Genomic DNA, 25,485 nt, shown 5'->3' on the forward strand with positions numbered 1-25,485 from the left:
CGCGCCTGCCGGCGCAGCCAGGCCAGCACCGGGCGCGTCGCCTCGCGCGCGATGTCGGTGCCGCCGCAGACGATCACGACCTCGTCCCGGCCGGGCGGGGGGGCGTCAAGGTCCAGCCCGCCGTCCAGCATCACCCGCGTCCCGTTCGAGCACGTCGCCACGTCGCCCCGCGGCCCGACCAGGCGCCAGTCGAACAACGTCTGCCCCGACGCGCGGTTAGCCAGACGCAGGGGCTCGATCGCGGCCGTGAAGGGCAGCATGGTGAATCGATCCAGCAACAGGAAGGTGAAGCGTCGCGGTTTCTCGGATGGCATGGGGGCTATCTTTGCGTGCGGTTGCGCCCCGCACCCAAACAGCCTTTTGACGCCGCGGCAAGGGGGCTTTCCAGAGGGCCGCGGCAGACCCTTTTCCTGCCGACTGTTAGCGTTTATACCGACGCGACATTTTCAAGGAGCGCAGGACATGACGCAGCAGACCCGCAAGACCGCCACCCAGGATTGGGACAAGGCCGGCTGGCGCGCCTATCCGCGCGTCCAGATGCCCGACTATACCGATCCCGCCGCGCTGGCGGGGGTGGAATCGCAACTGCGCCGCTATCCCCCGCTGGTCTTTGCTGGAGAGGCGCGCCGCCTGCGCGCCCAGCTGGCGGACGCCGCCGCGGGCCGGGCCTTCCTGCTGCAGGGCGGTGACTGCGCCGAAAGCTTCAGCGAATTCAGCGCCGACAACCTGCGCGACACCTTCAAGGTGCTGCTGCAGATGGCCGTGGTACTGACCTGGGGCGCGCAGATGCCCGTGATCAAGGTCGGGCGCATGGCGGGCCAGTTCGCCAAGCCGCGCAGCGCCCCGACCGAGGTGATGGACGGGGTGGAGCTGCCCAGCTATCGCGGTGACATCATCAATGGGTTCGATTTCACCCCCGAGGCCCGCATCCCCGACCCGACGCGGATGCTGGCGGCCTATACCCAGGCGGCGGCGTCGCTGAACCTGCTGCGCGCCTTCTCGACCGGCGGCTTCGCGGACATGCACCGCGTGCAAAGCTGGATCGCCGACTTCGTGGGCGGCCCCGAGGCCGCGCGGTACCGCGACATCGCCGGCCGCATCGGCGATGCGATGGCCTTCATGCAGGCGGCGGGCGTCAATTCCGACACCGCGCACCAGCTGTCCAAGGTCGATTTCTATACCAGCCACGAGGCGCTGCTGCTGGAGTACGAGGAGGCCCTGGCCCGCATCGACAGCACCACCGGCCTGCCGGTGGCGGGGTCGGGCCACATGATCTGGATCGGCGACCGGACGCGTCAGCCTGACGGCGCGCATGTCGAGTTCTGCCGCGGCGTGCAGAACCCGATCGGCCTGAAATGCGGCCCGACGACCACGGCGGACGACCTCAAGGTGCTGATGGCCAAGCTGAACCCCGCCAACGAGGCCGGGCGCCTGACGCTGATTGCACGCTTTGGTGCGGGCAAGGTGGGCGACCACCTGCCGCGCCTGATCCGCGCGGTGCAGGACGAGGGCGCGAACGTCGTCTGGTCCTGCGATCCGATGCACGGCAACGTCATCAAGTCGTCGACCGGCTACAAGACGCGTGCCTTCGATTCGATCCTGCGCGAGGTCCGCGAATTCTTCGGCGTCCACAAGGCCGAGGGCACGATCCCCGGCGGCGTGCATTTCGAGATGACCGGCAAGGACGTGACCGAATGCACCGGCGGCGTGCGCGCCGTCACGGACGAGGATCTGTCGGACCGCTATCACACTGCCTGCGATCCGCGCCTGAACGCCAGCCAGTCGCTGGAGCTGGCCTTCCTGGTCGCCGAGGAACTGCGCGCCCGGCGCGAGAACGCCGCGCCCGTGCGGACCGCCGCCGCCATCTGATCACGACAGGGCCCCGCCGATGCGGGGCCTTTTCATTTCCAGCGGCGGTGGACCCAGAACCACTGGTCCATGTGGCGCCGCACCAGCATCTCCAGGTCGTCGTTCAGCGCCTGCATCATCGCGCGGGAATCGCCATGCGCGATGGGCGCGCCGACATGAACCTTGAAGGACAGCCCGTCCGGTTGGCGGATGCCGCAGATCGGTACCAGCAGCGCGTCATAGCGGCGGGCCAGGTCCGCCGGCGTCAGCACCGTCCGCGTGGGCAGGTCGAAGAACCGCAGCTCCGCCCCCTCGCGGTCGAACTGATCGAAACCCAGGGCCAGCCAGCCGCCACCCTTGAGAAACCGCAGCATCGCCGCCAATCCGGCCCGGCCGCGCGGGAACAGCGGCTCGGCGATGGCGGTGATGGCGGGGACGTAATGGCGGTTGAACGCCTCGTTGTTCATGGGCCGGTACAGGGCGCCGACCGGCCAGCCACGCGCGGCCAGCGCGGCCCGCATCGCATCGTAATTGCCGAAATGCGCGCAGGCCAGGATCACCGGGCGATGGCTGTCCAGAGCCTCCTCCAGCGCGGCAAGGCCGGGGCCCTGCAGCGGATCGGCCGTGCGGATGCGGTCCGTGAATTCATCGGCGGAATAGATCTCTGCCACCGACCGGCCCGCATTGTCGGGAACGGCGCGCACCAGCGCCTCGATCTCTGCCGGGGACAGGTCGGGGCGGGCCAGCGCCAGGTTGTCGCGGATGCGCCTGCGCCAGCCGGCGATGGGCGCGATCACGTGCGAAAACACCCAGCCCATCGCCGGGATGCGGCGCGAATAGGGCAGCAGGCGTGCCAGCCCCATGATTGCCACGAACGCGCCGTTGGCCAGCCGGTCGGTTATCGTGGATCGGTCATCGCGCATCACGCCCCCTTGGCGGCCCGCGCCTCGCGCGACCAGACATACAGCCCCGCGGCCACGATAATGACCGCGCCGGTGACGGTCCAGACATCCGGAAGCTGCCCGAAGAAGACGAACCCCCACAGCCCGGCCCAGATCAGCCCCGTATAGCCGAAGGGCGCCAGCGTCCCCGCCTCGGCCGCGCTGAACGCCTTGACCAGCAGGTACTGGCTGACCGTGCCGAACACCGCCAGCGCGGCGAATGCCCACAGATCGCTCGCGGCGATCGGCTGCCAGAACATCGGCACCACGATGCTGGAGGCGACGGTGCCCACGACGGCCGACCACAGTACCGAGGTCGCCACCGAATCGGTCCGCACGACGCGCGTCAGCAACGCCCCCGCGGCATAGGTGAAGGCCCCGGCCAGTGGCAGCAGCGCCGCAGGCTGGAACACGCCCAGTCCGGGGCGGATGATCAGCAGCGCGCCGACCAGTGCCACCGCGATCCCCGCCAGCCGCCGCGGGCCGACCTTCTCACCCAGGAACAAGGCCCCCCCAAGCGTGATCAGGACCGGGTTCAGGTCCATGATCGCCGTCGCCTCGGCCAGCCCGATGTATTGAAGCGAGGTGAAGAACAGCCCGACCGACCCAAGCTGCATCATCGCCCGAGCGAACTGCATGCCCGGCTGGCGCGTGCGCAACAAAGGCAGCATGGCCCCGCGAAAGATCAGCGCAAAGATCAGCAGGTTTCCGATGAACCGCGCCCAGATGACCTGCGCCGGATGATAGGTCTGCGTCAGGTGCTTGGCCGTCGCATCCATCAGCGTAAAACCCAGGATCGCCGCCAGCAGCAGCGCGATGCCCCGTGCCTGGTCCGATCCGGGCCGCCGCAATCCATCCCGCTCCCGACCCATCAGCGCGAATGCGCGCGCCAGGACGCGCATCAGAAGGCGCGGTCATGGGCGTCTGGGCAACGAAGACACAGTTTCTCCTTTGCCCAAATACCCATCGCGACGGTCGGTCCGGGTATCACAGCAGCGCTTTCGCGCGCTCTGCGACAGCCTCGGCGGTGATGCCGAACTCCTTGTACAACTCGGGTGCAGGACCCGAGGCGCCGAACCCCTCCATGCCGACGAAGGCAGAGCGGTCCTCCTGGCCGCGCTCTCCCAGCAGCAGCCAGTCCCAAGGCTGGCGCACCGCGGCTTCGATCGCGATGCGCACGGTGTTCGCAGGCAGCACCTCGGCGCGATAGTCGCGCGGCTGGTCGCGGAACAGCTCCATCGAAGGGACGGACACGACGCGGGTCGGAATGCCCTGACCCTCCAGCGCATCGCGCGCGGCGACGGCGATCTCGACCTCCGATCCGGTGGCCATCAGTACGACCTTGGGCGTGGCCGAGGCCTCGCGCAGGACATAGGCGCCCTTGGCGGTCAGGTTCTCTCCGGTCTCCTGGCGCAGCAGCGGCAGGTTCTGGCGCGACAGGGCCAGGACCGACGGCGTCGCGTCCTGCGACAGGGCGATCTCCCAGGCTTCGGCGGTCTCGGTCTGATCGCAGGGGCGGAAGGTCAGCGTGTTGGGCGTGGCGCGGCAGATCGCCAGGTGCTCGACCGGCTGGTGGGTCGGGCCGTCCTCGCCCAGGCCGATACTGTCATGGGTCATCACATAGACGACCGGCAGGCCCATCAGGGCCGACAGGCGCATCGCCCCGCGCGCATAGTCTGTGAAGGTCAGGAACGTCCCGCCATAGGGGCGGAACCCGCCATGCAGCCAGATGCCGTTCATCGCCGCTGCCATGCCGTGTTCGCGGATGCCGTAATGCAGATAGCGGCCCATACGGTTTTCGGCGCTGAAGACGCCCTGGCCGCCGGTCTTGGTGTTGTTCGATCCGGTCAGGTCGGCCGATCCGCCGAAATTCTCGGGCATTTCGGCATTCAGCACCTCCAGCACGTTCTCGGAGGCCTTGCGGGTGGCGACCTTGGGCTTGGCCTCCAGCGTCTGGACTTTGAAGGCGTCGATGATCGCGTTGAGGCGCGGATGGACCTCGTTGCCGATGCGGCGGGCAAAGTCGTTGCGCGCCTCGTCGGACAGCGCGTCCACGCGGTCGTTCCACGCCGCGCGCTGCGCCGCACCGCGCTGGCCGATGGCCCGCCAGTCCGCGACGATCTGGTTGGGCAGGTGGAAGGGCTCATGGCTCCAGCCATAGGCCGCGCGGGTGGCCGCGATCTCGTCCGCGCCAAGCGGAGAGCCGTGGGCCTTGCTGCTGTCGGCCTTGTTCGGAGCGCCAAAGCCGATGATCGTCTTGCAGTCGACCAGCGTCGGGCGGCCGTCATCCTGCGCGGCTTGGCTCAGCGCGCGGTCGATGTCGGCGGCGTCATGCCCGTCGCAGGACAGGACGCGCCAGCCTGCGGCGGCAAAGCGGGCATGTTGGTCGGTCGCGTCCGACAGACTGACGCGGCCGTCGATGGTGATGTCGTTATTGTCCCACAGCACGATCAGGCGGCCCAGCTTCTGGTGGCCGGCCAGGGCGATGGCCTCGTGGCTGATGCCCTCCATCAGGCAGCCGTCGCCGGCGATGACCCAGGTGCGGTGGTCGCACAGATCGGCCCCGAACTCGGCGCGCATCGCCTCCTCGGCGATGGCAAAGCCCACGGCGGTGGCGATGCCCTGGCCCAGGGGGCCGGTGGTCGTCTCGACCCCCTCGACATGGCCGTATTCCGGATGGCCCGCGGTGATCGCGCCCAGCTGGCGAAAGTTGCGGACCTGGTCCAGCGTCATCTGCTCATAGCCGGTCAGATGCAGCAGGCTGTAGATCAGCATGGACCCGTGGCCCGCCGACAGGATGAACCGGTCGCGGTCGAACCAGTGCGGCGCGCTGGCGTCGAACTTCAGGTGGTTGCGGAACAGGACGGTGGCCACGTCCGCCATGCCCATCGGCATGCCGGGATGGCCGGAATTGGCAGCCTCGACCGCGTCCATGGACAGCACGCGGATCGCGCTGGCCAGGTTCCAATGGGCGGGGTCTGCGGTGCGGCGGGCGGCGATGTCCATGGGATGTTCCTTGCGGCACGTGGGGTTGGCGCGTTGTTATGGGTTGGCACAGGCGGTTGCAAGCCGCCGCCGGTCAGTCGTCGGTGGCCGTGGGCAGGGGGCGGATGCGCAGCCGGGTGATGCGGTTCTCGCGCCGCGTGACGACCTCGAAGCGATAGCCCGCGAAACTGAACACCTGTCCCTGCTCGGGGATCGACTGCGCCATGTGGATCACCAGGCCCGCGATGGTGTTGGCCTCGTCGTCGGGCAGGGTCCAGTCCAGCTGGCGGTTCAGGTCTCGGATGGTCATGCCGCCCTCGACAAGGTAATCGCCCTGGGCGTTGGGCTTGAGGGTCTGATCCTCCTCGGTGTCGTGCTCGTCGGCGATCTCTCCGACGATCTCCTCGATGATGTCCTCCAGCGTGATCAGGCCGCGCAGCGATCCGTATTCGTCCACAACCAGCGCGAAATGCGTGCGCCGCTTCAGGAACTCGCGCATCTGCTCGTCCAGGACGCTGGTCTCGGGGACGAAATAGGGGGGCATCATCACCGCGGCCAGATCGAACCGCCGCGCGGCGCTGGCATCGCCCGCATCGCCCACGGCCCGGTTCACCGCGCGCAGCAGGTCCTTGGCGTGGATCACGCCCACGATGTTCTCGCGCTCCTCGCGATAGACGGGCAGGCGGGTGTGCGGGCTGGCCAGGACCAGTTCCAGGATCTTCTCGGGCGGCAGGTCGCCGTCGATCATCTGGATCTCCGAGCGGTGGCGCATGATCTCCTCGACCGTGCGGTTGCCCAGGTCCAGCGCACCCAGCAGGCGGTCGCGGTCCTCCTTGTTCACCGCGCCCTGTGCGTGGCCCAGGGACAGCGCCCCCTCGATCTCCTCCTCCAAGGAAAACATGTGCTTGCCGGGATCGGTCTTCAGGCCGGCCACCGACAGCATGCCCCCCACGATCAGGCGCACGACGCTGACGATCGGGGACAGGATGACGGTCAGGATGCCGATGGGACGTGCCACCAGGCTTGCCACCTTTTCGGGGGCAGAGATGGCGTACGTCTTGGGCATCACCTCGGAGAAGATCAGCACCAGCACGGTCATCACCAGCGTGGCGATCGCCACGCCACCCGCGCCCAGCAGGCGCGTGAACAGCGCGGTCGCAAGGCTGGCGGCCAGGATGTTGACGACGTTGTTGCCCAACAGGATCGCCCCGATCAGCTTCTCGCTGTCGGCGGTCACGCGGACGGCGGCTTCGGCGCCGCTGTCGCCCCGATCGGCGCGGGCCCGCAGCTTGGCCTTGCTGGATGCGGTCAGCGCGGTCTCGGACCCCGAAAAGAAGGCCGACAGCATCAGGCAGATCAGGATCGCCGCGATGGTGACGACGGCCGCAAAGTCGAGCGCAGAGGTAAGTTGGTCCATGAGGTCCCGGTCAGTTGGTGTTGGCGGCATCGTCAGGCGACACGCCGCGCGCCAGAGGGTGGTGGTTCAGAACCAGATCGCGCATGCGATGGTTCAGCACATGAGTATAGATTTCCGTCGTGCCCAGATCGGCATGGCCCAGCAGCATCTGGATGCTGCGCAGGTCGGCGCCGCCTTCCAGCAGGTGGGTGGCAAAGGCGTGGCGGATCACGTGCGGCGTCACGCGCGCGGGATCGATGCCCGCCGCCACCGCCATCTGGCCCAGCAGGCGCGAAAAGCTCTGCCGCGGCAGGTGGCCCGCCGCGCCCGGTGCGGGAAACAGCCAGCGCGCGCCGCGACCCGCCAGCAGGCGGTACAGCGGGCTGCCCTGGGGGGCGTTGTCGCGGATCTCCAGCCAGTCGCGCAGGGCGGTCCGGGCGGCCTGGCCAAGGGGGACCATCCGGTCCTTGCCGCCCTTGCCGCGGATCACCAGGACCGCCGGATCGCCCCGGCACCCGGCCACCGGCAGGCTGACCAGTTCGGTGACGCGCATGCCGGTCGCGTACAGCAGCTCGATCAGGCACATGTTGCGCGTGCGGTCGATCCGGCCCCGGCCGATGCCGGGGGCTGCGTCCAGCAGCGCCTGGATCTCGGCCCGGTCCAGCGTGCGCGGGATGCGCTTGGCGCGGCCGGGGCCCGCGATGCGGATGGCGGGGTCGTCCTCGCGCCAGCCCTCCTCCAGCGCAAAGCGGGTGAACTGGCGGATGGCCGACAGGCGGCGGGCACGGGTGGCCCGCGACAGGCCCTGCGCGTCGCAATGGGACAGGTAATCCTCGACCTGCTCGCGCGTCAGCCCGGCCAGCGACAGCGCCCGCGCGCCCAGCCAGTCCGACAGGTCGCGCAGGTCGCGGCCATAGGCCAGCAGCGTGTTCCGCGCGGCCCCGGCCTCGGCGGCCTGGGCGTCCAGAAAGGCGCCGATGGCGTTGTGGTCGGCGCTCATTGCGGGGCCTGCATCTGCGGCAGAAGGGTGATCTGCGCCTCGGCGTGATCGGCATCGGGGTCCAGACCCAGGGCGCGCAGCATGGCTATGCCACGCCCGGCGCGGGCCAGATCGCCCTCCAGCGCCGCGTCGATATCGGCCATCGCGGTCAGCAGCGCCTCTCCGCGACGGGTGTCGGGGGGCGTGGCGGGGGGTGCGGCCATCTCGGGCGCGGGATCGGGGATCACGCTGTCGGGCAGGCCCATCCAGGCGCGCATCAGGTCGGCCACCTCGGCGGCGCGGGGATCGGTGATGCCGGTGGGCAGGTCGGCCGCGACCATCGCCGCCAGCAGGTCGGCCATCCCGGCCGCGCGGAATTCGTCGAAGGCGCGGGGCAACGCCTGCGCCAGATCGCCGCCCGCAAGCGCCGCCTCCAGCGTGCGCATGACTCCGGCGCGTTCCCAGACCCCGCCCGATGCCGCGGGCCGCTGTTCGCCATAGATCTGGCGCAGGGTCGTGGCGGGCAGGGCGCCGGTGCGCGCCAGACGCTCGGCAGCCTCAAGCCGGGCCTTGAAGCCGCTGTTCAGGCGCAGGTCGGATTGCGCGAAGGCCACCGGCAGGGGCTGCGTTGGCAGGGGCTGTCCCACGGCCTCGTAGATGCGGAATTCCAGCGGGGTCATGCGGTCGGCGGGGGCCAGCAGCTCTGCCGTGTCGACGAAGGCGTCGTCCAGGAAATGCGTCAGCAGGATCGCCTGGCGTTCGTCGATCAGGCCAAGCGCCTCGGCGCCGTGCAGGCCGATCGCCGCCGCGGCCCAATCGCCCGTTTGCGCCAGACAGAAGATGCGCGCCGCAAAGCTGGGCGCGATGCCGGGCGTGCCGTTCATGATCGCGCAGGCGCGGCCTTCGTCGCCCTCCAGCAGGGCGATGTCGAACATGCGGCGAAAGATCTCGGGCTGGCCGGGGCCGGCGGCGACCAGCAGCGACTGCGCCTCGTCCAGCGCGCCCATGTCCAGCAGGCGGTCGGCGCGCGACAGGAACAGCTGTCCCCGCATCCCTTCTGGCGCGGTGGGGGGGGCCAACTGTGCGGTCAGCACACGCTTCAGCAACGCCTGCATGGATTGCAGGCGGGCGGGCGTGGCCAGCACCATCTGCGACAGCTGCGCGGGGTCGCTGCCCGACCACAGGTCGGCCGGCAGCCCGGCACGGCGGGGGCTTTGCGTGCCGGTGTGGTCAGGGTTGCCCTGGTCCAGGCGGGTGACCTGTACCGGACCCACGGCGCCGCTGGTGGCCACCGGCTGGGGTCTGGCGCTTGGGCGGGGCGGTGGGGCGTCGCCGGGCCGCCAGGCCGAGCTTTCGCGCACCGGGCCGCGGACGCTGCCCGACAGCCAGTCGCTGGCCGACAGGGGCTGCTGCTGCGCCAGGGCAAGGCTGGGCAGCAGCGCCAGGACCAGTGCGCAGAGGGTGGTTCTGTCAGTCACCGGCAGCCTCGGCCGGCTGTTCGGCCGCGGGGGTGTCCAGCTGCAGGGGGGTGCGGACCTCCTGGCGGGTCGGGGCCATGTCGCCGAAATAGGCATAGCCCGCGAGGCCGATCAGTCCCGCCAGAATCAGCACCACCAGCAGTTTCAACATCCGCATTGCATTCGCCTTTGCTCGACCGTGTTTTCTGTGTTCTTGCACCGGTCTTGGGCCGGCTCGGGGCGAATATATATGGCAATTTCCGAAAGATCACGTCATTCAGTCACCCGATTGACGGGGGGCCGGATGACACAGGTGCTGACGCGCCATATCGTGCTGATCGGAATGATGGGCGCGGGCAAGACCGCCATCGGGTCGGAACTGGCCCGCAGGCTGCGCGTGCCGTTCACCGATTCCGACGCCGAGATCGAGGCCGCGGCGGCCATGTCCATCAGCGAGATCTTTGCCCGCGACGGCGAGGCGTTCTTTCGCGCGCGCGAGGCGCAGGTGCTGTCGCGCCTGCTGGCGGGGGCGCCGGGCGTCGTCTCGACCGGGGGCGGCGCGTGGATGCGCCCCGAGAACCGGCAGATCATCGGGGAACGGGGCCTGTCCGTCTGGCTGAACTGTTCGCCCGAGACGCTGTGGGCGCGCGTGCGCCAGCGCCCGACGCGCCCCCTGCTGCAGACCGCCGACCCAAAGGGCACGCTGCTGCGCCTGCTGGCGGAACGCAGCCCCGTCTATGCGCTGGCGGACCTGGAATTCGTGTCCCGCGCCGGCGACACGATCGAGGCGACCGCGACCCGCCTGATCGCCGAACTGACCGCCGCCCATCCCACCCTGACCCAGGAGAAGCCATGACCGATCCCGTCACCGTTCCCGTGCCCCTTGGAGCGCGCGCCTATGACGTCCGCATCGGGCAGGCCCTGCTGGGTCGCGCGGGCGCCGAGATCGCACCGCTTCTGTCGCGGCCGCGCGTGGCGATCGTCACCGACGCAACGGTGGCAGGGCTGCATCTGGCACCGCTGCAGGCCGCGCTGCGCGACGCGGGGATCGCCAGCGAGGCGCTGGTCCTGCCGGCCGGGGAGGGGACCAAAAGCTGGCCGCATCTGACGGCCTGCGTCGACTGGCTGCTGGACCAGCACGTCGAGCGGCGCGACGTCGTCCTGGCGCTTGGCGGCGGGGTGATCGGTGACCTGGTGGGTTTTGCGGCGGCGATCCTGCGGCGCGGGGTGCGGTTCGTGCAGCTGCCCACGACGCTGTTGGCGCAGGTCGACAGCAGTGTGGGCGGCAAGACCGGGATCAACAGCGCGCATGGCAAGAACCTGGTCGGCGCGTTCCACCAGCCCTCGCTGGTCCTGGCCGATATCGACGTGCTGGACACGCTGAGCTCGCGCGATTTCCTGTCGGGCTATGGCGAGGTCGCCAAGTACGGTCTGCTGGGGGATGCGGCTTTCTTTGCCTGGCTGGAGGAGAACGGCCCTGACCTGGCGGGGAATGCGGGCCTGCGCCAGCAGGCGGTCGCGCATTCGGTGGCGATGAAGGCGGGCATCGTCACCCGCGACGAGACCGAGCAGGGCGAACGCGCGCTGCTGAACCTGGGCCACACCTTCGGTCACGCGCTGGAGGCGGCGACCGGGTATTCGGACCGGCTGCTGCATGGCGAGGGCGTGGCCATCGGCTGTGCGCTGGCCTTCGATCTGTCGGCGCGGATGGGGTTGTGTTCGCAGGAGGCGCCGAGCCGCGTCCTGGCGCATCTGCGCCAGATGGGCATGCCCGCACGACTGTCCGAGATCCCCGGCGCCCTGCCAGACGACGGGGGCCTGATCGCGCTGATGGGGCAGGACAAGAAGGTCGTGGACGGCCAGCTGCGTTTCGTGCTGGCCCGCGGGATCGGCGAGGCCTTCGTCAGCGATGCGGTCGAAGGTAACATGCTGGCACGCGTCCTGCACGACGCGCGCTAGGCGTCCGTCCCGGCCCGCGAAGCCGCGACAGCCCCCATCGAGGAGGCCGCCACGGCTGGCTGTCGCCGAAGCCGCCTCAGGCGGCGCGACGGGTGGTCAGCATGTCGTGGACCATCTGATCGGCCACGGCCGAGGGCAGCTGGTCCGTGTCGCGCGCGCGGGTCAGCATCTGGTCGACGCGGCCGGCGATGGCGGTCAGGCGATCCAGGCGCCAGGCGTCGGGCTTGCCGTGGATCTCGCTTGCGACGCTGATGATGCCGCCTGCGTTCACGACATAGTCGGGCAGATAGGTGATGCCGCGTTCGGCCATGATGTCCGCCACGCCGTCATCGGCCAGCTGGTTGTTCGCGGCGCCGCAGACCAGCGTCGCGGTCAGCGCCGTGGCGGTGTCCCGCGTCAGCACGCCGCCCAGGGCGCAGGGAGCTAGGATGTCCATCTGCTGATCGAAGACCACGTCGGGCGCACACACGGTTGCGCCAAGGCGTGTCGCGGCGTCGTCCAGCGCCGCCTGATGGATGTCGGTCACCATCAGCCGTGCCCCCGCGGCGGCCAGCTTTTCGGCCAGCGACAGGCCGACATGGCCCAGCCCCTGCACCAGCACCCGCCGCCCGGTCAGATCGTCCGTGCCGAACGCATGGCGCGCGCCCACGCGCAGGCAGCGGAACACGCCCTCGGCGGTCCAGGGCGAGGGGTCGCCCGATGCGCCGGACAGGCCCACGGCAAAGCGCGTCGCCTCGGCCGCATGGGCCATGTCCGCCGGAGAGATGCCGACATCCTCGGCCGTCCAGTAGGTGCCGCCAAGCGCGTCGACGGCCTCGCCGAAGGCGCGCATCATCGCCGGGGTCTTGTCGGTGCGCGCGTCGCCGATGATGACCGCCTTGCCGCCGCCCAGGCCCAGGTCGGCCATCGCGTTCTTGTATGTCATGCCGCGGGCCAGACGCGTCACGTCATGGATCGCGGCATCGTCGTCGGCATAGGCCCACATGCGGCACCCGCCCGCGGCAGGGCCGAGCGTGGTCGAATGCAGGCAGATCAGCGCGCGCAGCCCGGCCTGCGGGTCCTGTGCCAGAACCAGACGCTCGAACCCCTGGGGTGCGGTCAGATCGGTAAGTGTCAGTGCCATCTGCAAGCCTTCCTGTGGCAGGCGCGCGGGCCGTCCCGCGCAGGGATCAGCCCAGAAACCGCCAGCGCGGACGCAATGCAAGCGCAGGATCATTCGCAAAGCCCGTACCGCCTACCGCGCAACTTGCGGCAAGGGCGGGGTGCGCGCCGGCAAGATCGCGTCGCGCGCCGGCAACGAAAAAGGGCGGCCCAATGGCCGCCCCTTTCCGGTGATTCGCCCTGATCGGATCAGAACGGGATCTCGTCGTCGTAATCGGCGCGTCCGCCGCCCTGGCCGCCGCCGCCGCCGCGCGACGACGATCCGCCGCCCTGGTTATAGTCGTCGTAGCCGCCGCTGTCGCGACCACCGCCGCCCATGCCGCCACCACCCATGCCGCCGCCACCGCCGCTGGCGCCGTCCAGCATGGTCAGCGTGCCGCCGATGCCGCGCAGGACGATCTCGGTCGAGTAGCGGTCCTGGCCGGACTGGTCCTGCCACTTGCGGGTTTCCAGCTGGCCCTCGACATAGACCTTGCTGCCCTTCTTCAGATAGCGTTCGACGACGCCCACCAGGCCCTCGTTGAAGATGGCGACGGTGTGCCACTCGGTGCGCTCCTTGCGCTCTCCGGTGGTGCGGTCCTTCCAGTTCTCGGAGGTGGCGATGCGCAGGTTCGCGACCTTGCCGCCGTTCTGAAAGCTGCGGATTTCCGGGTCGCGGCCAAGATTGCCGACCAGAATGACCTTGTTGACGCTGCCTGCCATGATCAGGATCCTTGGATTATGTGCCTTTGCGTCGGGTCTAGCCCAGCCCGCCGGGTGAAGCCAAGCAGGAAGTCGCGTAGCGCCAAGGCCCGACTGGCAGCATGACCGATTTCGTGTATAGTCCGGGACAAAAGCGGCGACAGGCCGGTGCGACAAGGACGAGGGCGGAGATCATGCGGCTAGGCCATACCCTGAAGGCAACCTTCTGTGCAGCGGTGATCGGAAGCCTGGCACTGCCTGCCGACGCGCAGGGCCTGCGCCTGTCGGGCGCCTCCTCCAAGTCGCGCGCCGAACAGTTCGCGCGCCAGACCCGGCTGATGGATTCGCGCCTGTCGACCCAGTACCAGTCGTCTGCCCGGCTGCAGCCGAATGCGGGCCGCCAGGAGGTGCTGCTGGAAACGGCGCCGAACATTCCCCGCTATACGGGCCGGCGCAGCGAATACCTGCCCCATGCGCGTCAGGCGGCGCAGCGTCACGGCATTCCCGAGGACCTGTTCCTGCGGCTGGTCCAGCAGGAGTCGGGCTGGAACCCGAACGCGCGCAGCCACAAGGGTGCGATGGGGCTGGCGCAGCTGATGCCGGGAACGGCCGCAAAGCTGGGCGTGAACCCCAACGATCCGGTGCAGAACCTGAACGGCGGAGCACGCTATCTGCGGATGATGTACAACCAGTTCGGCAACTGGACGCTGGCGCTGGCCGCCTATAACGCGGGGCCAGGCGCGGTGCAGAAGCACGGCGGCATCCCGCCCTATCGCGAGACGCGGAACTATGTCCGCATCATCGCGGGCGGCTGATCCTCAGCCGCTGAGGCCGGTCCGCTTCAGCAGGCCCTTGCGCTTGGCCTCGTAGTAATAGCCGCGCGAATACCACATGACGGCACGGTCGGGGTCGCCCTCGGCCACCATCCAGGCGCCGCGCAGGTACTTCACGCCATAGCGCAGGTTCGTGTCGGCATCCAGCAGACCACGATCCGGCCCGCGATAGCCCATCGTGCGCGCCGTCTGCGGCGCAATCTGCATCAGCCCGTGATACGGGCCGTTCCGCATGTCGGGACGGTGGCTGGATTCGCGCAGGATCACCCGTTGGACCAGCGAACTGGGCACGTCATAATGGCGTGCCCAGAAGTTGATGCGCTGGCGCAGATAGGGCGTCTCGTTTGGGTAGAGGCCCGACCCGCCGATCCGCCCGTTGCTGCCTGACCGGACCCCGCCACTGCCGCACGCGGCCAGCGCCAGGATCGAGATCAGCAGCCCGCGCCGACCCAGATGGGCCGCAGGCCGCGGGGGCAGGGCCCCCGCCACCATACGCGCGTCAGGCATGAATGGCGCCGCCGCCGCAGGCCAGCGCCGCCTCGCGCACGGCTTCCGACACGGTCGGATGCGCATGGCAGGTCAGGGCCAGATCCTCGGCCGAGGCGCCGAACTCCATCGCCACGCAGACCTCGTGGATCAGGTCACCCGCCGACGGGCCGATGATGTGGCAGCCCAGGATGCGGTCGGTCTCGGCATCGGCGATCAGCTTGACGAAACCTTCGCCCAGGAACTGCGCCTTGGCGCGGGCATTGCCCATGAAGGGGAACTTGCCGATCTTGACCTTGCGCCCGCCTTCCTTGGCCTGCTCCTCGGTCAGGCCGACATTGGCGACCTCGGGGGTGGTGTAGATCACGCCGGGGATGACGCCATAGTTCACATGGCCATGCTTGCCCGCGATGACCTCGGCCACCGCCATGCCCTCGTCCTCGGCCTTGTGGGCCAGCATCGGGCCGGGTACCGCGTCGCCGATGGCATAGACGCCCTTGATGCTGGTCGCCCAGTGGTCGTCGACCTTGACGAAGCCGCGATCGGTCATGGTCACGCCAAGCGCGTCGAGGCCCAGGCCATCCACATGCGGGCGGCGGCCCGTGGCGACCAGGACCACGTCGGCGGTCAGGCTGTGGGTGCTGTCATCCTTCTTCAGCGCATAGGTAACGGTGGCCTGGCCGTCCTTGGCCTCGGCCGACTGCACGGCGGCGCCCATGACGAAGGACAGGCCCTGCTTTGACAGCATCTTCTGGAACTGCTTCTGCACCTCGCCGTCCATGCCGGGGGTGATGACGTCCAGGTATTCGACCACCGTCACCTCGGCGCCGAGGCGCGCATAGACCGAACCCAATTCCAGACCGATGACGCCTGCGCCGATCACGACCATGGATTTGGGGATCTTGGGCAGGGCCAGCGCGCCGGTGGAATCGACGATCACGCCCGCGTCGTTGTCGACCGTCACGCCCTTCAGCGCGGCGGGGGACGATCCGGTGGCGATGACGATGTTCTTCGTCTCGTGGACGGTGTCGCCGACCTTGACCTTTCCGGCTTCGGGGATCGAGGCCCAGCCCTTGATCCAGTCGATCTTGTTCTTCTTGAACAGGAATTCGATGCCCTTGGTGTTCCCTTGGACCGTGTCGGCCTTGTAGGACTGCATCTTGGTCCAGTCGACGTCGACATGGGCGTTCATCAGGCCCATCTTGGCAAAGTTCTCATGCGCCTCGTGCAGCATGTGGCTGGCATGCAGCAGGGCCTTGGATGGGATGCAGCCGACGTTCAGGCAGGTTCCGCCAAGAGCCTCGCGGCCCTCGACCACGCCGACCTTCAGGCCCAGCTGCGCCGCGCGGATGGCGCAGACATAGCCGCCGGGGCCGGCGCCGATCACGATGAGATCATACATGGCAGTTCCTTTTGTCAGACCGCGGCCGGGGGCTTCGCGCCCCCGGGCCCCGCGGGGTATTTTTACAAAGAAGAAATCAGGGCAATGAGGATCATCAGCACCGTCGCCGCAAAGCCGACGATCCAGATGATCGAGCGGCCCGGCACCCAGCCCCGCACATAGGCGGGAATATAGAGGATGCGCGCGGCCACATAGGTCCAGGCGCAGATCGCGGTCAGCGTGCCGGATGCGTCGCCAAGCGTGACCACGACCACCGCCAGGGTGAACATGATCAGGCCTTCGAAATGGTTGTTGAAGGCACGTTGCAGGCGACCGGCCGTCCCGGTCAGCTCGACCTTGCCGCGGTCGCGCGGGCTCATGGCGGCGCGGCGGCCGACCTGGCGCTGCGCCATCACGGAATAGGTTGCGAACTGCGCGGTCTGGATCAGTCCGGCGACGGCCAGGGCTGCGACCTCGGGGGGCATCAGACGGTTTCCACGAAATGTGCGTCGGTGCCGGTGACGCCGGCCTGGGCCGCGAAGACCGCCGCCGCGCCGTCCAGGTAATCGCGGGCAGCCTTTGGGTTGCCGACCTGGAACAGCGCCCAGGAATGACCGTCATCCTCGCGCCACAGTTGCAGCAGCGTCAGGCCGTTGCGGCCCCGATCCTCGGCATCGGCGTCGAAGGCCGTGCGGAACGTGGCGGGGTCGGCGTGGGTGTAGCGGACGATCAGTTGCATGGGTCAGGCTCCGGTTCGTGACGGCCCAGCTTTGGTCTTGCGCCGGTGGCAGCGCAAGCCCGTCGTGCGAGAGGGGCCCCGAAGGGCCCCCGGCGGGATCAGAGATCCATCAGCAGGCGGCGCGGATCTTCCAGCGCTTCCTTGACGCGGACCAGGAAGGTCACCGCGCCCTTGCCGTCGACGATCCGGTGGTCATAGGACAGCGCCAGATACATCATCGGGCGGATGACGATCTGACCGCCGACGACCACGGGACGCTCCTGGATCTTGTGCATGCCCAGGATGCCCGACTGCGGGGGGTTCAGGATCGGCGACGACATCAGCGAGCCGTAGACGCCGCCGTTCGAGATGGTGAAGGTGCCGCCCTGCATCTCGGCCATGGACAGCTTGCCGTCGCGGCCCTTCAGGCCCAGCTCGCCGATCTCCTTCTCGATGGCGGCAAAGCCTTTCTGGTCCGCGTCGCGCACGACGGGCACGACCAGGCCCGAGGGCGTGCCCACCGCGACGCCCATGTTGACGTAGTTCTTGTAGACCACGTCGGTGCCGTCGATCTCGGCATTGACCTCGGGGACTTCCTTGAGCGCGTGGCAGCAGGCCTTTACGAAGAAGGACATGAAGCCCAGCTTGACCTTGTGCTTCTTCTCGAAGGCGTCCTTGTACTCGTTGCGCAGGCCCATGATCGCGGACATGTCGACCTCGTTATAGGTCGTCAGCATCGCGGCGGTGTTCTGCGCGTCCTTCAGGCGGCGGGCGATCGTCTGGCGCAGGCGGGTCATCTTGACCCGCTCCTCGCGCGCGGCATCCTCGGCCGGGCGGGGGGCGGCGGGGGCCTTCGCGGCGGGCGCAGGGGCCGCTTTGGCCTTGGCCACGTCCTCCTTCATCACGCGTCCGTCGCGGCCCGAACCCTGGACCTGGTCGCGGCTGACGCCCTTTTCGGCCATGGCCTTCTTGGCCGAGGGTGCATCCTCGACGTCGCGCGGCTTGGTCTCCTCGGGGCCGGCATTCGGCAGGACGGTCTCCTGCGCATCCGAGGCCTTGGGCGCGGTGGTGCCGGCGGCACCCTCGGTGATGATCGCCAGGCGCGCCTTGGCATCGACGGTCGCGCCTTCCTCGGCCAGGATCTCGGCCAGGACGCCCGCGGCGGGGGCCGGGACCTCGACCGAGACCTTGTCGGTCTCCAGCTCGCACAGCATCTCATCGGCCTCGACGCGGTCGCCCGGCTTCTTGAACCAGGTGGCGACGGTCGCCTCGGTCACGCTTTCGCCCAGGGACGGGACCATCACGTCCACGGAATTGCCGCTCATTGTCTTCTGTTCCTCGGTCTTTTCGGCCGGTGCTTCGGCCTTGGCAGGTTTCGGGGCGGGGGCGGCGGCTTCGCCACCCTCGCTGATCTGGGCCAGCAGCGCGTCGGGCCCGACCGTCTCGCCCTCTGCGGCGACGATCTCGGCCAGGGTGCCGGCGGCGGGGCTGGGCACCTCGACGGTGACCTTGTCGGTCTCCAGCTCGCACAGCATCTCGTCGACCTCGACGCGGTCTCCGGGCTTCTTGAACCAGGTGGCGATCGTGGCCTCGGTGACGGATTCGCCCAGGGCGGGTACGCGGACTTCGGTGGTCATCGGATCATCCTTCAAGGTTCAGGGCGTTGGCGACCAGCGCCTCTTGTTCGGCCTTGTGGCGCGATGCCAGGCCCGTGGCGACCGAGGCCGCGGCGTTCCGGCCCGCATAGCGCGCGCGGGTGTGCTTGGCGCCAAGCCGCTCCAGCACCCATTCCAGATAGGGCTCGACGAAGCTCCAGCCGCCCTGGTTCTTGGGCTCCTCCTGGCACCAGACGACCTCGGCCTGCTTGAAGCGGCCCAGTTCCTTGACCATCGACTGTGCCGGGAACGGATAGAACTGCTCCAGGCGCAGCAGATAGGTGTCGGTGATGCCGGCCTCGTCGCGCGCCTTCAGCAGGTCGTAATAGACCTTGCCCGAACACACGACGACGCGCTTGATCTGGTCATCGGCCACCAGCTTGGTGTCCGAACGACCGCGCTGCGCGTCATCCCACAGCACGCGGTGGAAGGTCGAACCCGACTGGAACTCCTCGGCGCGGCTGATGGCCAGCGGGTGGCGCAGCAGCGATTTCGGCGTCATCAGCACCAGCGGCTTGCGGAAGCCGCGGTGGATCTGCCGGCGCAGGATGTGGAAGTAGTTCGCGGGCGTGGTGCAGTTCGCGACGATCCAGTTGTCCTCGGCACATTGCTGCAGGAACCGCTCCAGGCGGGCCGAGCTGTGCTCGGGGCCCTGGCCCTCGAAGCCGTGCGGCAGCAGCATCACCAGGCCGGACATGCGCAGCCATTTTTTCTCGCCCGAGGAGATGAACTGGTCGAACATGATCTGCGCGCCGTTGGCGAAGTCGCCGAACTGTGCCTCCCACAGGGTCAGCGTGTTGGGTTCGGCCAGCGAATAGCCATATTCGAAACCCAGCACCGCGTATTCCGACAGCATGCTGTCGATGACCTCATAGCGGGCCTGACCCTCGGCGATGTTGTTCAGCGGATAGTAACGGTCCTCGGACTTCTGGTCGATGAAGGCCGAATGCCGCTGGCTGAACGTGCCGCGGGTGCTGTCCTGACCGGACAGGCGCACGCCATGTCCCTCGGTCACCAGCGAACCGAAGGCCAGCGCCTCGGCCGTGGCCCAGTCAAAGCCTTCGCCCGTCTCGAACATCTGCTTCTTGGCTTCCAGCAGGCGGCCCACGGTCTTGTGCAGGGTCAGACCATCCGGCGCGTTGGTCAGCGCACGGCCGACCTGGGTCATCACCTCGGGGGTGATGCCGGTCTCGCCTGCGATATAGTCCGTGCCCTCGCGGTTCAGGCCCGACCACTTGCCGTCCAGCCAGTCGGCCTTGTTCGGCTTGTAGTTCTTGCCGATCTCGAACTCTTCGTTCAGGTGCGCCTGGAAGGCGGCCTTCATGTCCTCGATCTCGCCCTCGGGGATCAGCCCGTCGGCGACCAGGCGTTCGGTGTACAGCTGCAGCGTGGTCTTCTGCGCCTTGATCTTGGTGTACATCGCCGGGTTCGTGAACATCGGCTCGTCGCCTTCGTTGTGACCGAAGCGGCGATAGCAGATGATGTCCAGAACCACGTCCTTGCGGAACTTCTGGCGGAACTCGATGGCCACGCGGGCGGCATGGACCACGGCCTCGGGGTCGTCACCGTTCACGTGGAAGATGGGCGCCTCGACCATCAGCGCAATGTCGGTCGGATAGGGCGAGGTGCGGCTAAACGCCGGCGCGGTGGTAAAGCCGATCTGGTTGTTCACCACGATGTGGATGCAGCCGCCCGTGCGGTGACCCCGGATGCCCGACAGCTGCAGGCATTCGGCCACGACGCCCTGGCCCGCAAAGGCCGCGTCGCCGTGCAGCAGGATCGGCAGGACCGAGCTGCGGTCCGTCAGGTCACCCAGTTGGTCGCCCTTGGCGCGCGCCTTGCCCAGCACGACCGGGTTCACGGCCTCCAGGTGGCTGGGGTTGGCGGTCAGCGACAGGTGGACATTGTTGCCGTCGAATTCACGGTCGGCGCTGGCGCCCAGGTGGTATTTCACGTCGCCCGAACCGTCCACGTCCTCGGGCTTGAAGCTGCCGCCCTGGAACTCGTGGAAGATCGCGCGATAGGGTTTCGACAGCACGTTGGCCAGGACCGACAGGCGGCCGCGGTGCGGCATGCCGAACACGATCTCCTTCACGCCAAGCGCGCCGCCGCGCTTGATGATCTGCTCCATCGCGGGGATCAGCGCCTCGCCGCCGTCCAGGCCGAAGCGCTTGGTGCCCATGTACTTGACGTGCAGGAACTTCTCAAAGCCCTCGGCTTCGACCAGCTTGTTCAGGATGGCGCGACGGCCTTCGCGGGTGAAGGCGATCTCCTTGCCGTAACCCTCGATCCGCTCCTTCAGCCAGGCGGCTTCCTCGGGGTTCGAGATGTGCATGTACTGCAGCGCGAACGTGCCGCAATAGGTACGGGTCATCAGGTCGGTGATCTGGCGGATCGACGCGATCTCCAGGCCCAGGACGTTGTCGATGAAGATCGGACGGTCCATGTCGCCGGGACCAAAGCCATAGGTTGAGGGCTTCAGCTCGCCATGATCGGGCACTTCGCGCAGGCCCAGGGGGTCCAGCTGCGCGTGCAGGTGTCCGCGGATGCGGAAGGCGCGGATCAGCATCAGCGCGCGGATGCTGTCCAGCACGGCCTGACGCATCTGGTCGGTCGACAGCTTCAGGCCCTTTTCCTCGGCCTTGGCGGCGATCTTCTTGATCGCGGCGTCGGCGTCGCCCTTGGACGCGGAGGGCCATTCGCCGGTCAGGGCGCTGGTGGTGTCATCCTGGGGGACCGGCGGCCAGTCGGCGCGCTTCCAGCTTGCACCCTCGGATTCGCGGACGGCCACGTCCTGATCGTCGCCAAGCGAGCGGAAGAAGCTGTCCCAGGCTTCGTCCACCGCGCCTGCGTCCTTGGCCCACTGGCCGTACAACTGTTCCACATAGGCCGCGTTATGGCCCTGCAGGAACGAGGAATCGTGGAAATCGGTGTTCTTTGGCTGGTCGGTCATGGCTGGTCCCCGTTCAGGGCAAATATGGGTTGGATCAGGCGCAGTAGATGTCGAAGATGCGGGCGCCGGGATCGGCGGTCGGGTCAAGCCGGGGCTGCTGCTGGATCCGCAGCGGGGCCCGACGTTCAAGGCCGCACAGCGCGACGGCGGTGCGGCTTTCGGCATTCGGCGGGGCATAGGCGGGGCGATAGATCACCCGCCACCCGAAATCCCGCCGAGAGACAGTGCGCACCGATTCCGGCGGCAGGCCGCTGGCCTGGTGCAGGTTGGTGCGCGCCGGGATGCCGCCGGGCAGGATGTCGTTGGTCATCCTGTCCCCGCAGCCCGCAAGGCCCAGCAGCGCCACAAGCGACAGCCACCGGCCCGCGCGGGGCGCGGATGCGGTCATGTCGTGTTGGCCTGCCTGCTGGTCCACGGTCTTTCCCTTTGCGTCAATCCGCCCCCCAACAGGTGGGTACCGGGGGGCGGACTGTCAAATCATCAACCCTTGATCGCCTTCAGCACGGCCTCGCCCAGGCCCGCGGGGCTGTCGGCGACGATGATGCCGGCCTTCTTCATGGCCTCGATCTTGGATTCCGCGTCGCCCTTGCCGCCCGACACGATCGCGCCGGCATGGCCCATGCGACGGCCCGGAGGGGCGGTGCGGCCCGCGATGAAGCCCGCGGTGGGCTTCCACTTGCCCTTGCGCTTCTGCTCGGCCAGGAACTCGGCGGCTTCTTCCTCGGCCGATCCGCCGATCTCGCCGATCATGATGATCGACTCGGTCTCGGGATCGTCCAGGAACATCTGCAGCACGTCGATATGCTCCATGCCCTTGATCGGGTCGCCGCCGATGCCGACCGCGCTGGACTGGCCCAGGCCCACGTCCGAGGTCTGCTTGACCGCCTCATAGGTCAGGGTGCCCGAACGCGACACGACGCCGACCGACCCGCGGCGGAAGATGCTGCCCGGCATGATGCCGATCTTGCATTCGTCGGGGGTCATGATGCCGGGGCAGTTCGGCCCGATCAGGCGCGACTGCGACCCGGCCAGCGCGCGCTTGACGCGCATCATGTCCAGCACCGGGATGCCTTCGGTGATGCAGACGATCAGCGGGATCTGCGCGTCGATGGCTTCCAGGATCGAATCCGCCGCGAACGGGGGCGGGACATAGATCACGGACGCATTGGCGCCGGTCTTGGCCACGGCCTCGTGGACCGAGTTGAAGACGGGCATGCCCAGGTGATCCGTGCCGCCCTTGCCCGGCGTCACGCCACCGACCATCTGCGTGCCATAGGCGATCGCCTGTTCGGTGTGGAAGGTGCCCTGGGATCCGGTGATCCCCTGGCAGATGACTTTGGTATTCTTGTCGACGAGAACGGCCATCATGGCCTCCTTGCGTAAGCGGCGCCAGACGCACCGCGATGTTCCAGAGGAGGGCGCGCGTGACCCGCGCGCCCGGATGGATCAGCCTTTGACCGCTTTCACGATCTTCTCGGCGCCGTCCTTGAGGTCGTCGGCGGCGATCACGTTCAGGCCGCTGTTGGCAATGATCTCCTTGCCCAGCTCGACGTTGGTGCCTTCCAGGCGGACGACCAGCGGGACCTGCAGACCGACTTCCTTCACGGCGGCGATGATGCCCTCCGCGATGATGTCGCAGCGCATGATGCCGCCGAAGATGTTGACCAGGATGCCTTTGACGTTCGGGTCGCTGGTGATGATCTTGAACGCCTCGGTGACCTTCTCGGTCGTGGCGCCGCCGCCGACGTCCAGGAAGTTGGCGGGCTCGGCGCCGAACAGCTTGATGATGTCCATCGTGGCCATCGCCAGGCCTGCGCCGTTCACCATGCAGCCGATCTCGCCGTCCAGCGCGATGTAGTTCAGGTCGAACTTGGAGGCGGCCAGCTCCTTGCTGTCCTCCTCGGTCTCGTCGCGCAGCGCCATGATGTCGGGCTGGCGATAGAGTGCGTTGTTGTCAAAGCCCATCTTGGCGTCCAGACACTTGATCTGGCCTTCGGGCGTGACGATCAGCGGGTTGATCTCCAGCATCTCCATGTCCTTCTCGATGAACATGCGATACAGGTTCTTGACCAGGGCCACGCACTGCTTGACCTGCTGGCCTTCCAGGCCCAGGGCAAAGGCCACGCGGCGGCCGTGGAAATCCGACAGGCCCGACGCCGGATCGACGCTGAAGCTGACGATCTTCTCGGGGGTGTGCTCGGCCACTTCCTCGATGTCCATGCCGCCCTCGGTCGAAGCGACGAAGCTGACGCGCGAGGTCTGACGGTCCACCAGCAGGGCCAGGTACAGCTCGCGCGCGATGTCGCTGCCGTCCTCGATATAGATGCGGTTGACCTGCTTGCCGGCCGGTCCGGTCTGGTGCGTGACCAGGGTGCGGCCCAGCATCTGGCGGGTCAGTTCCTCGGCTTCCTCGACCGACTTTGCCAGGCGGACGCCGCCCTTCTCACCGGCCGCAGCCTCGGTGAAATGGCCCTTGCCACGGCCACCGGCGTGGATCTGCGCCTTGACGACCCACAGCGGACCGTCCATCTCGCTGGCGCAGGTCTTGGCCTCGTCGGCCTTCATCACGATGCGGCCTTCGCTGACGGGCGCGCCGTATTGACGCAGCAGCGCCTTGGCCTGGTATTCGTGGATGTTCATCTCGACCCCCTCATTCGGTTCGACAGATTTGGGGCCTTGTGCCACGCATGAAGGGCACACAGAAACGAATTCCCCGTAAAATGCCGAAAACCGGCGGGAAGCCGCCGAATGTGATCACAGCCAGATTTGCCGTGATCACAAACATCCGCGCCGATAGCGCAAGCAGGTTGATTCGCGCGCCGCGGTCAGTTCAGCAGCAGCATGTAAAGCCCCGCCCGGCCCTGAAAGCCGTTCAGGAACCGGTCCCAGTTGTCGCGCCCGACGGTCAGGCCGGGGCGGGCATAGGGCAGGGCGGCGGTGCCCTGGACCCAGTCCGCCACATCGACCGGGCGCGGATCGTCCAGCCACATCGCCAGGTCGACCCCATGTCCGGGGGCAAAGCGCCAGAAGGGGATCAGCATCCGGCCGGTCAGTGCCTGGTCGACCTCGTCCAGGATCGCCAGCCACATCGACCCCGTCTCCGGCGGCAGGGCAAAGCCAAGCGCCGCCTGCTGGGCATCGTTGGGAATCCATTCGCGGTCGTCGTCGGTCTCCTGCGCGACCTCGGTCCAGAAGACGCGGTTGGCGGCGACCATCGCCCGCAGATGATCCCCCGCGGCGCGGGTCAGCGCAGGGTCGGGCTGGCGGCGCAGCGTCTGGATCACCACCGCCATCCTGTCCACCATCGGGCCGAAGGCGCGGGCCTGCATGTCGAAATTGGGTGCGCGGGCCATCTGGCCGGGCGGTTGGGCAAACTGTTCGGCCAGCGCCGCATCCAGCGCGATCCGCTGCGCCAGCGCGGGTTCGGGATCGAAGGCCAGGATCAGCGTCGCCACCCCGTCGATCAGATGAGTATAGGCACGCAGCCAATGGATGTCGGCGGCGTCGAACCGCACCACAGCCGGGCCTTCGGGCAGGGGCAGGCCCGACAGCGCCGCCAGATCCTCGGTCGGACCGCGCGTGCCGTCGCCGTCGACGTCCAGCCACAGGTCGCGCAGGTCCAGGGTCAGCGTCGCGGGGCCGTCGGGCAGGGCGTCGCGGGTGTCCCGCATGGCCTGCGACAGGTCGCGCATCATCGCGGTGACGAAATCGGCCGTCATCGGCTGCGGATCGGGGTTCGGCGGCAGCGTCGCCCCCAGCAGCGACAGGGGCACCAGCGGGTCCGTCGCGCCGATCCGGTGGCGGGCCTGGAACGCGGCCTCGACCCCGCCCAGGAACCGTGTCGCGGCGATGGCCAGGTCGCGGTCGGCCGAGGGCGCCTGCGCCAGCAGCTGCGTCCGTGCCCCCGCCAGGCCCCGCTCCGCGATCAGGGCCGACGTCTCCTGCGCCAGGGCGGGCGCGGCAAGCAGCGACAGGACGGCAAGAAGACAGCGCATGGCACACCTGAAACGGGAAACGGCGCGCCGATCATGGCGCGCCGTTCCGGGATTTCG

The 25,485-nt window shown here is 68.4% G+C and carries 24 protein-coding genes; 4 read left to right on the plus strand and 20 right to left on the minus strand.

The features are described from left to right. Positions 1-278: type 1 glutamine amidotransferase family protein (locus tag FHD68_RS04490; RefSeq protein ID WP_482811963.1), on the minus strand; the 278-nt coding region annotated here is incomplete at its 3' end. Positions 279-462: 184 nt separating this feature from the next. Between FHD68_RS04490 and FHD68_RS04495 the strand changes: the two genes are divergently transcribed. Further along, positions 463-1,869, plus strand: a complete 1,407-nt coding sequence (locus FHD68_RS04495; RefSeq protein ID WP_139085311.1) for a class II 3-deoxy-7-phosphoheptulonate synthase — start codon at positions 463-465, stop codon at positions 1,867-1,869. A 32-nt stretch (positions 1,870-1,901) separates the two neighbouring features. Here the strand turns inward: FHD68_RS04495 and FHD68_RS04500 are convergent, their stop codons facing one another. The 7 genes from FHD68_RS04500 to FHD68_RS18925 all read right to left on the minus strand — a co-directional run bounded on the left by FHD68_RS04500 (position 1,902) and on the right by FHD68_RS18925 (position 9,784). Continuing rightward, positions 1,902-2,771 carry a lysophospholipid acyltransferase family protein gene (locus FHD68_RS04500; RefSeq protein ID WP_139085313.1) on the minus strand — a complete coding sequence of 290 codons (870 nt, stop codon included), beginning with the start codon at positions 2,769-2,771 and terminating at the stop codon, positions 1,902-1,904. Then, positions 2,771-3,691, minus strand: a complete 921-nt coding sequence (locus tag FHD68_RS04505; protein ID WP_139085315.1) for a DMT family transporter — start codon at positions 3,689-3,691, stop codon at positions 2,771-2,773. The genes FHD68_RS04500 and FHD68_RS04505 overlap by 1 nt, the downstream gene beginning before the upstream one ends. A gap of 85 nt (positions 3,692-3,776) precedes the next feature. Further along, positions 3,777-5,795 (minus strand): transketolase, encoded by a 2,019-nt coding sequence (gene tkt / locus FHD68_RS04510; protein ID WP_127898257.1) that lies wholly within the window; start codon positions 5,793-5,795, stop codon positions 3,777-3,779. A 73-nt stretch (positions 5,796-5,868) separates the two neighbouring features. After that, positions 5,869-7,191: an HlyC/CorC family transporter gene (locus FHD68_RS04515; RefSeq protein WP_139085317.1), complete on the minus strand. Its 1,323-nt coding sequence runs from the start codon at positions 7,189-7,191 to the stop codon at positions 5,869-5,871. Between the two features lie 10 nt (positions 7,192-7,201). After that, complete coding sequence (locus FHD68_RS04520; RefSeq protein ID WP_045999447.1) at positions 7,202-8,170, minus strand: tyrosine recombinase; 969 nt, start codon at positions 8,168-8,170, stop codon at positions 7,202-7,204. Further along, positions 8,167-9,627: a hypothetical protein gene (locus tag FHD68_RS04525; protein WP_127898258.1), complete on the minus strand. Its 1,461-nt coding sequence runs from the start codon at positions 9,625-9,627 to the stop codon at positions 8,167-8,169. The genes FHD68_RS04520 and FHD68_RS04525 overlap by 4 nt, the downstream gene beginning before the upstream one ends. Beyond that, positions 9,620-9,784 (minus strand): hypothetical protein, encoded by a 165-nt coding sequence (locus FHD68_RS18925; protein ID WP_164871414.1) that lies wholly within the window; start codon positions 9,782-9,784, stop codon positions 9,620-9,622. The genes FHD68_RS04525 and FHD68_RS18925 overlap by 8 nt, the downstream gene beginning before the upstream one ends. Before the next feature lie 126 nt (positions 9,785-9,910). Between FHD68_RS18925 and FHD68_RS04530 the strand changes: the two genes are divergently transcribed. After that, a complete protein-coding gene (locus tag FHD68_RS04530) occupies positions 9,911-10,462 on the plus strand; it encodes a shikimate kinase (protein WP_240542382.1) in 552 nt (183 codons plus the stop codon). Then, positions 10,459-11,565, plus strand: a complete 1,107-nt coding sequence (gene aroB, locus FHD68_RS04535) for a 3-dehydroquinate synthase (protein ID WP_127898260.1) — start codon at positions 10,459-10,461, stop codon at positions 11,563-11,565. The genes FHD68_RS04530 and aroB overlap by 4 nt, the downstream gene beginning before the upstream one ends. A 76-nt stretch (positions 11,566-11,641) precedes the next feature. Here aroB and FHD68_RS04540 read toward each other — a convergent pair whose 3' ends face one another. Beyond that, positions 11,642-12,688 carry a Leu/Phe/Val dehydrogenase gene (locus FHD68_RS04540; RefSeq protein ID WP_127898261.1) on the minus strand — a complete coding sequence of 349 codons (1,047 nt, stop codon included), beginning with the start codon at positions 12,686-12,688 and terminating at the stop codon, positions 11,642-11,644. A gap of 227 nt (positions 12,689-12,915) precedes the next feature. Then, positions 12,916-13,428: a single-stranded DNA-binding protein gene (gene ssb, locus FHD68_RS04545; RefSeq protein ID WP_127898262.1), complete on the minus strand. Its 513-nt coding sequence runs from the start codon at positions 13,426-13,428 to the stop codon at positions 12,916-12,918. 173 nt (positions 13,429-13,601) lie between these two features. On the opposite strand from ssb, the gene FHD68_RS04550 reads away from it, so the two are divergent. Next, a complete protein-coding gene (locus FHD68_RS04550) occupies positions 13,602-14,222 on the plus strand; it encodes a lytic transglycosylase domain-containing protein (protein ID WP_045999444.1) in 621 nt (206 codons plus the stop codon). A 3-nt stretch (positions 14,223-14,225) separates the two neighbouring features. Here the strand turns inward: FHD68_RS04550 and FHD68_RS04555 are convergent, their stop codons facing one another. The 10 genes from FHD68_RS04555 to FHD68_RS04600 form a co-directional block, all read right to left on the minus strand. Beyond that, positions 14,226-14,747 (minus strand): lytic transglycosylase domain-containing protein, encoded by a 522-nt coding sequence (locus tag FHD68_RS04555; protein WP_240542383.1) that lies wholly within the window; start codon positions 14,745-14,747, stop codon positions 14,226-14,228. Continuing rightward, complete coding sequence (gene lpdA, locus FHD68_RS04560; protein WP_127898263.1) at positions 14,740-16,128, minus strand: dihydrolipoyl dehydrogenase; 1,389 nt, start codon at positions 16,126-16,128, stop codon at positions 14,740-14,742. Before lpdA ends, FHD68_RS04555 begins: the two co-directional genes overlap by 8 nt. A 62-nt stretch (positions 16,129-16,190) precedes the next feature. Next, positions 16,191-16,592 (minus strand): MAPEG family protein, encoded by a 402-nt coding sequence (locus FHD68_RS04565; RefSeq protein WP_127898264.1) that lies wholly within the window; start codon positions 16,590-16,592, stop codon positions 16,191-16,193. Continuing rightward, entirely contained in the window at positions 16,592-16,846 is a 255-nt protein-coding gene (locus tag FHD68_RS04570) for a hypothetical protein (RefSeq protein WP_127898265.1), read from the minus strand. The genes FHD68_RS04565 and FHD68_RS04570 overlap by 1 nt, the downstream gene beginning before the upstream one ends. A 98-nt stretch (positions 16,847-16,944) precedes the next feature. Continuing rightward, positions 16,945-18,462 (minus strand): 2-oxoglutarate dehydrogenase complex dihydrolipoyllysine-residue succinyltransferase, encoded by a 1,518-nt coding sequence (gene odhB, locus FHD68_RS04575; protein ID WP_127898266.1) that lies wholly within the window; start codon positions 18,460-18,462, stop codon positions 16,945-16,947. Between the two features lie 4 nt (positions 18,463-18,466). Further along, positions 18,467-21,433 carry a 2-oxoglutarate dehydrogenase E1 component gene (locus FHD68_RS04580; RefSeq protein ID WP_045999439.1) on the minus strand — a complete coding sequence of 989 codons (2,967 nt, stop codon included), beginning with the start codon at positions 21,431-21,433 and terminating at the stop codon, positions 18,467-18,469. 34 nt (positions 21,434-21,467) lie between these two features. Continuing rightward, entirely contained in the window at positions 21,468-21,821 is a 354-nt protein-coding gene (locus FHD68_RS04585) for a hypothetical protein (protein ID WP_139085319.1), read from the minus strand. A 92-nt stretch (positions 21,822-21,913) separates the two neighbouring features. After that, the gene (sucD, locus tag FHD68_RS04590; RefSeq protein ID WP_045999684.1) at positions 21,914-22,798 is read right to left on the minus strand and encodes a succinate--CoA ligase subunit alpha; all 885 of its coding nucleotides are present in this window, start codon (positions 22,796-22,798) and stop codon (positions 21,914-21,916) included. Between the two features lie 81 nt (positions 22,799-22,879). After that, on the minus strand, positions 22,880-24,073 hold the full coding sequence (gene sucC / locus FHD68_RS04595; RefSeq protein WP_127898268.1) for an ADP-forming succinate--CoA ligase subunit beta: 1,194 nt from the start codon (positions 24,071-24,073) through the stop codon (positions 22,880-22,882). 185 nt (positions 24,074-24,258) lie between these two features. Next, positions 24,259-25,428, minus strand: coding sequence for a hypothetical protein (locus FHD68_RS04600; RefSeq protein ID WP_127898269.1), 1,170 nt, complete (start codon positions 25,426-25,428; stop codon positions 24,259-24,261). Positions 25,429-25,485 lie beyond the last annotated feature (57 nt).

Source organism: Paracoccus marcusii (assembly GCF_006151785.1).
In the GTDB taxonomy this organism is placed as follows: domain Bacteria; phylum Pseudomonadota; class Alphaproteobacteria; order Rhodobacterales; family Rhodobacteraceae; genus Paracoccus; species Paracoccus marcusii.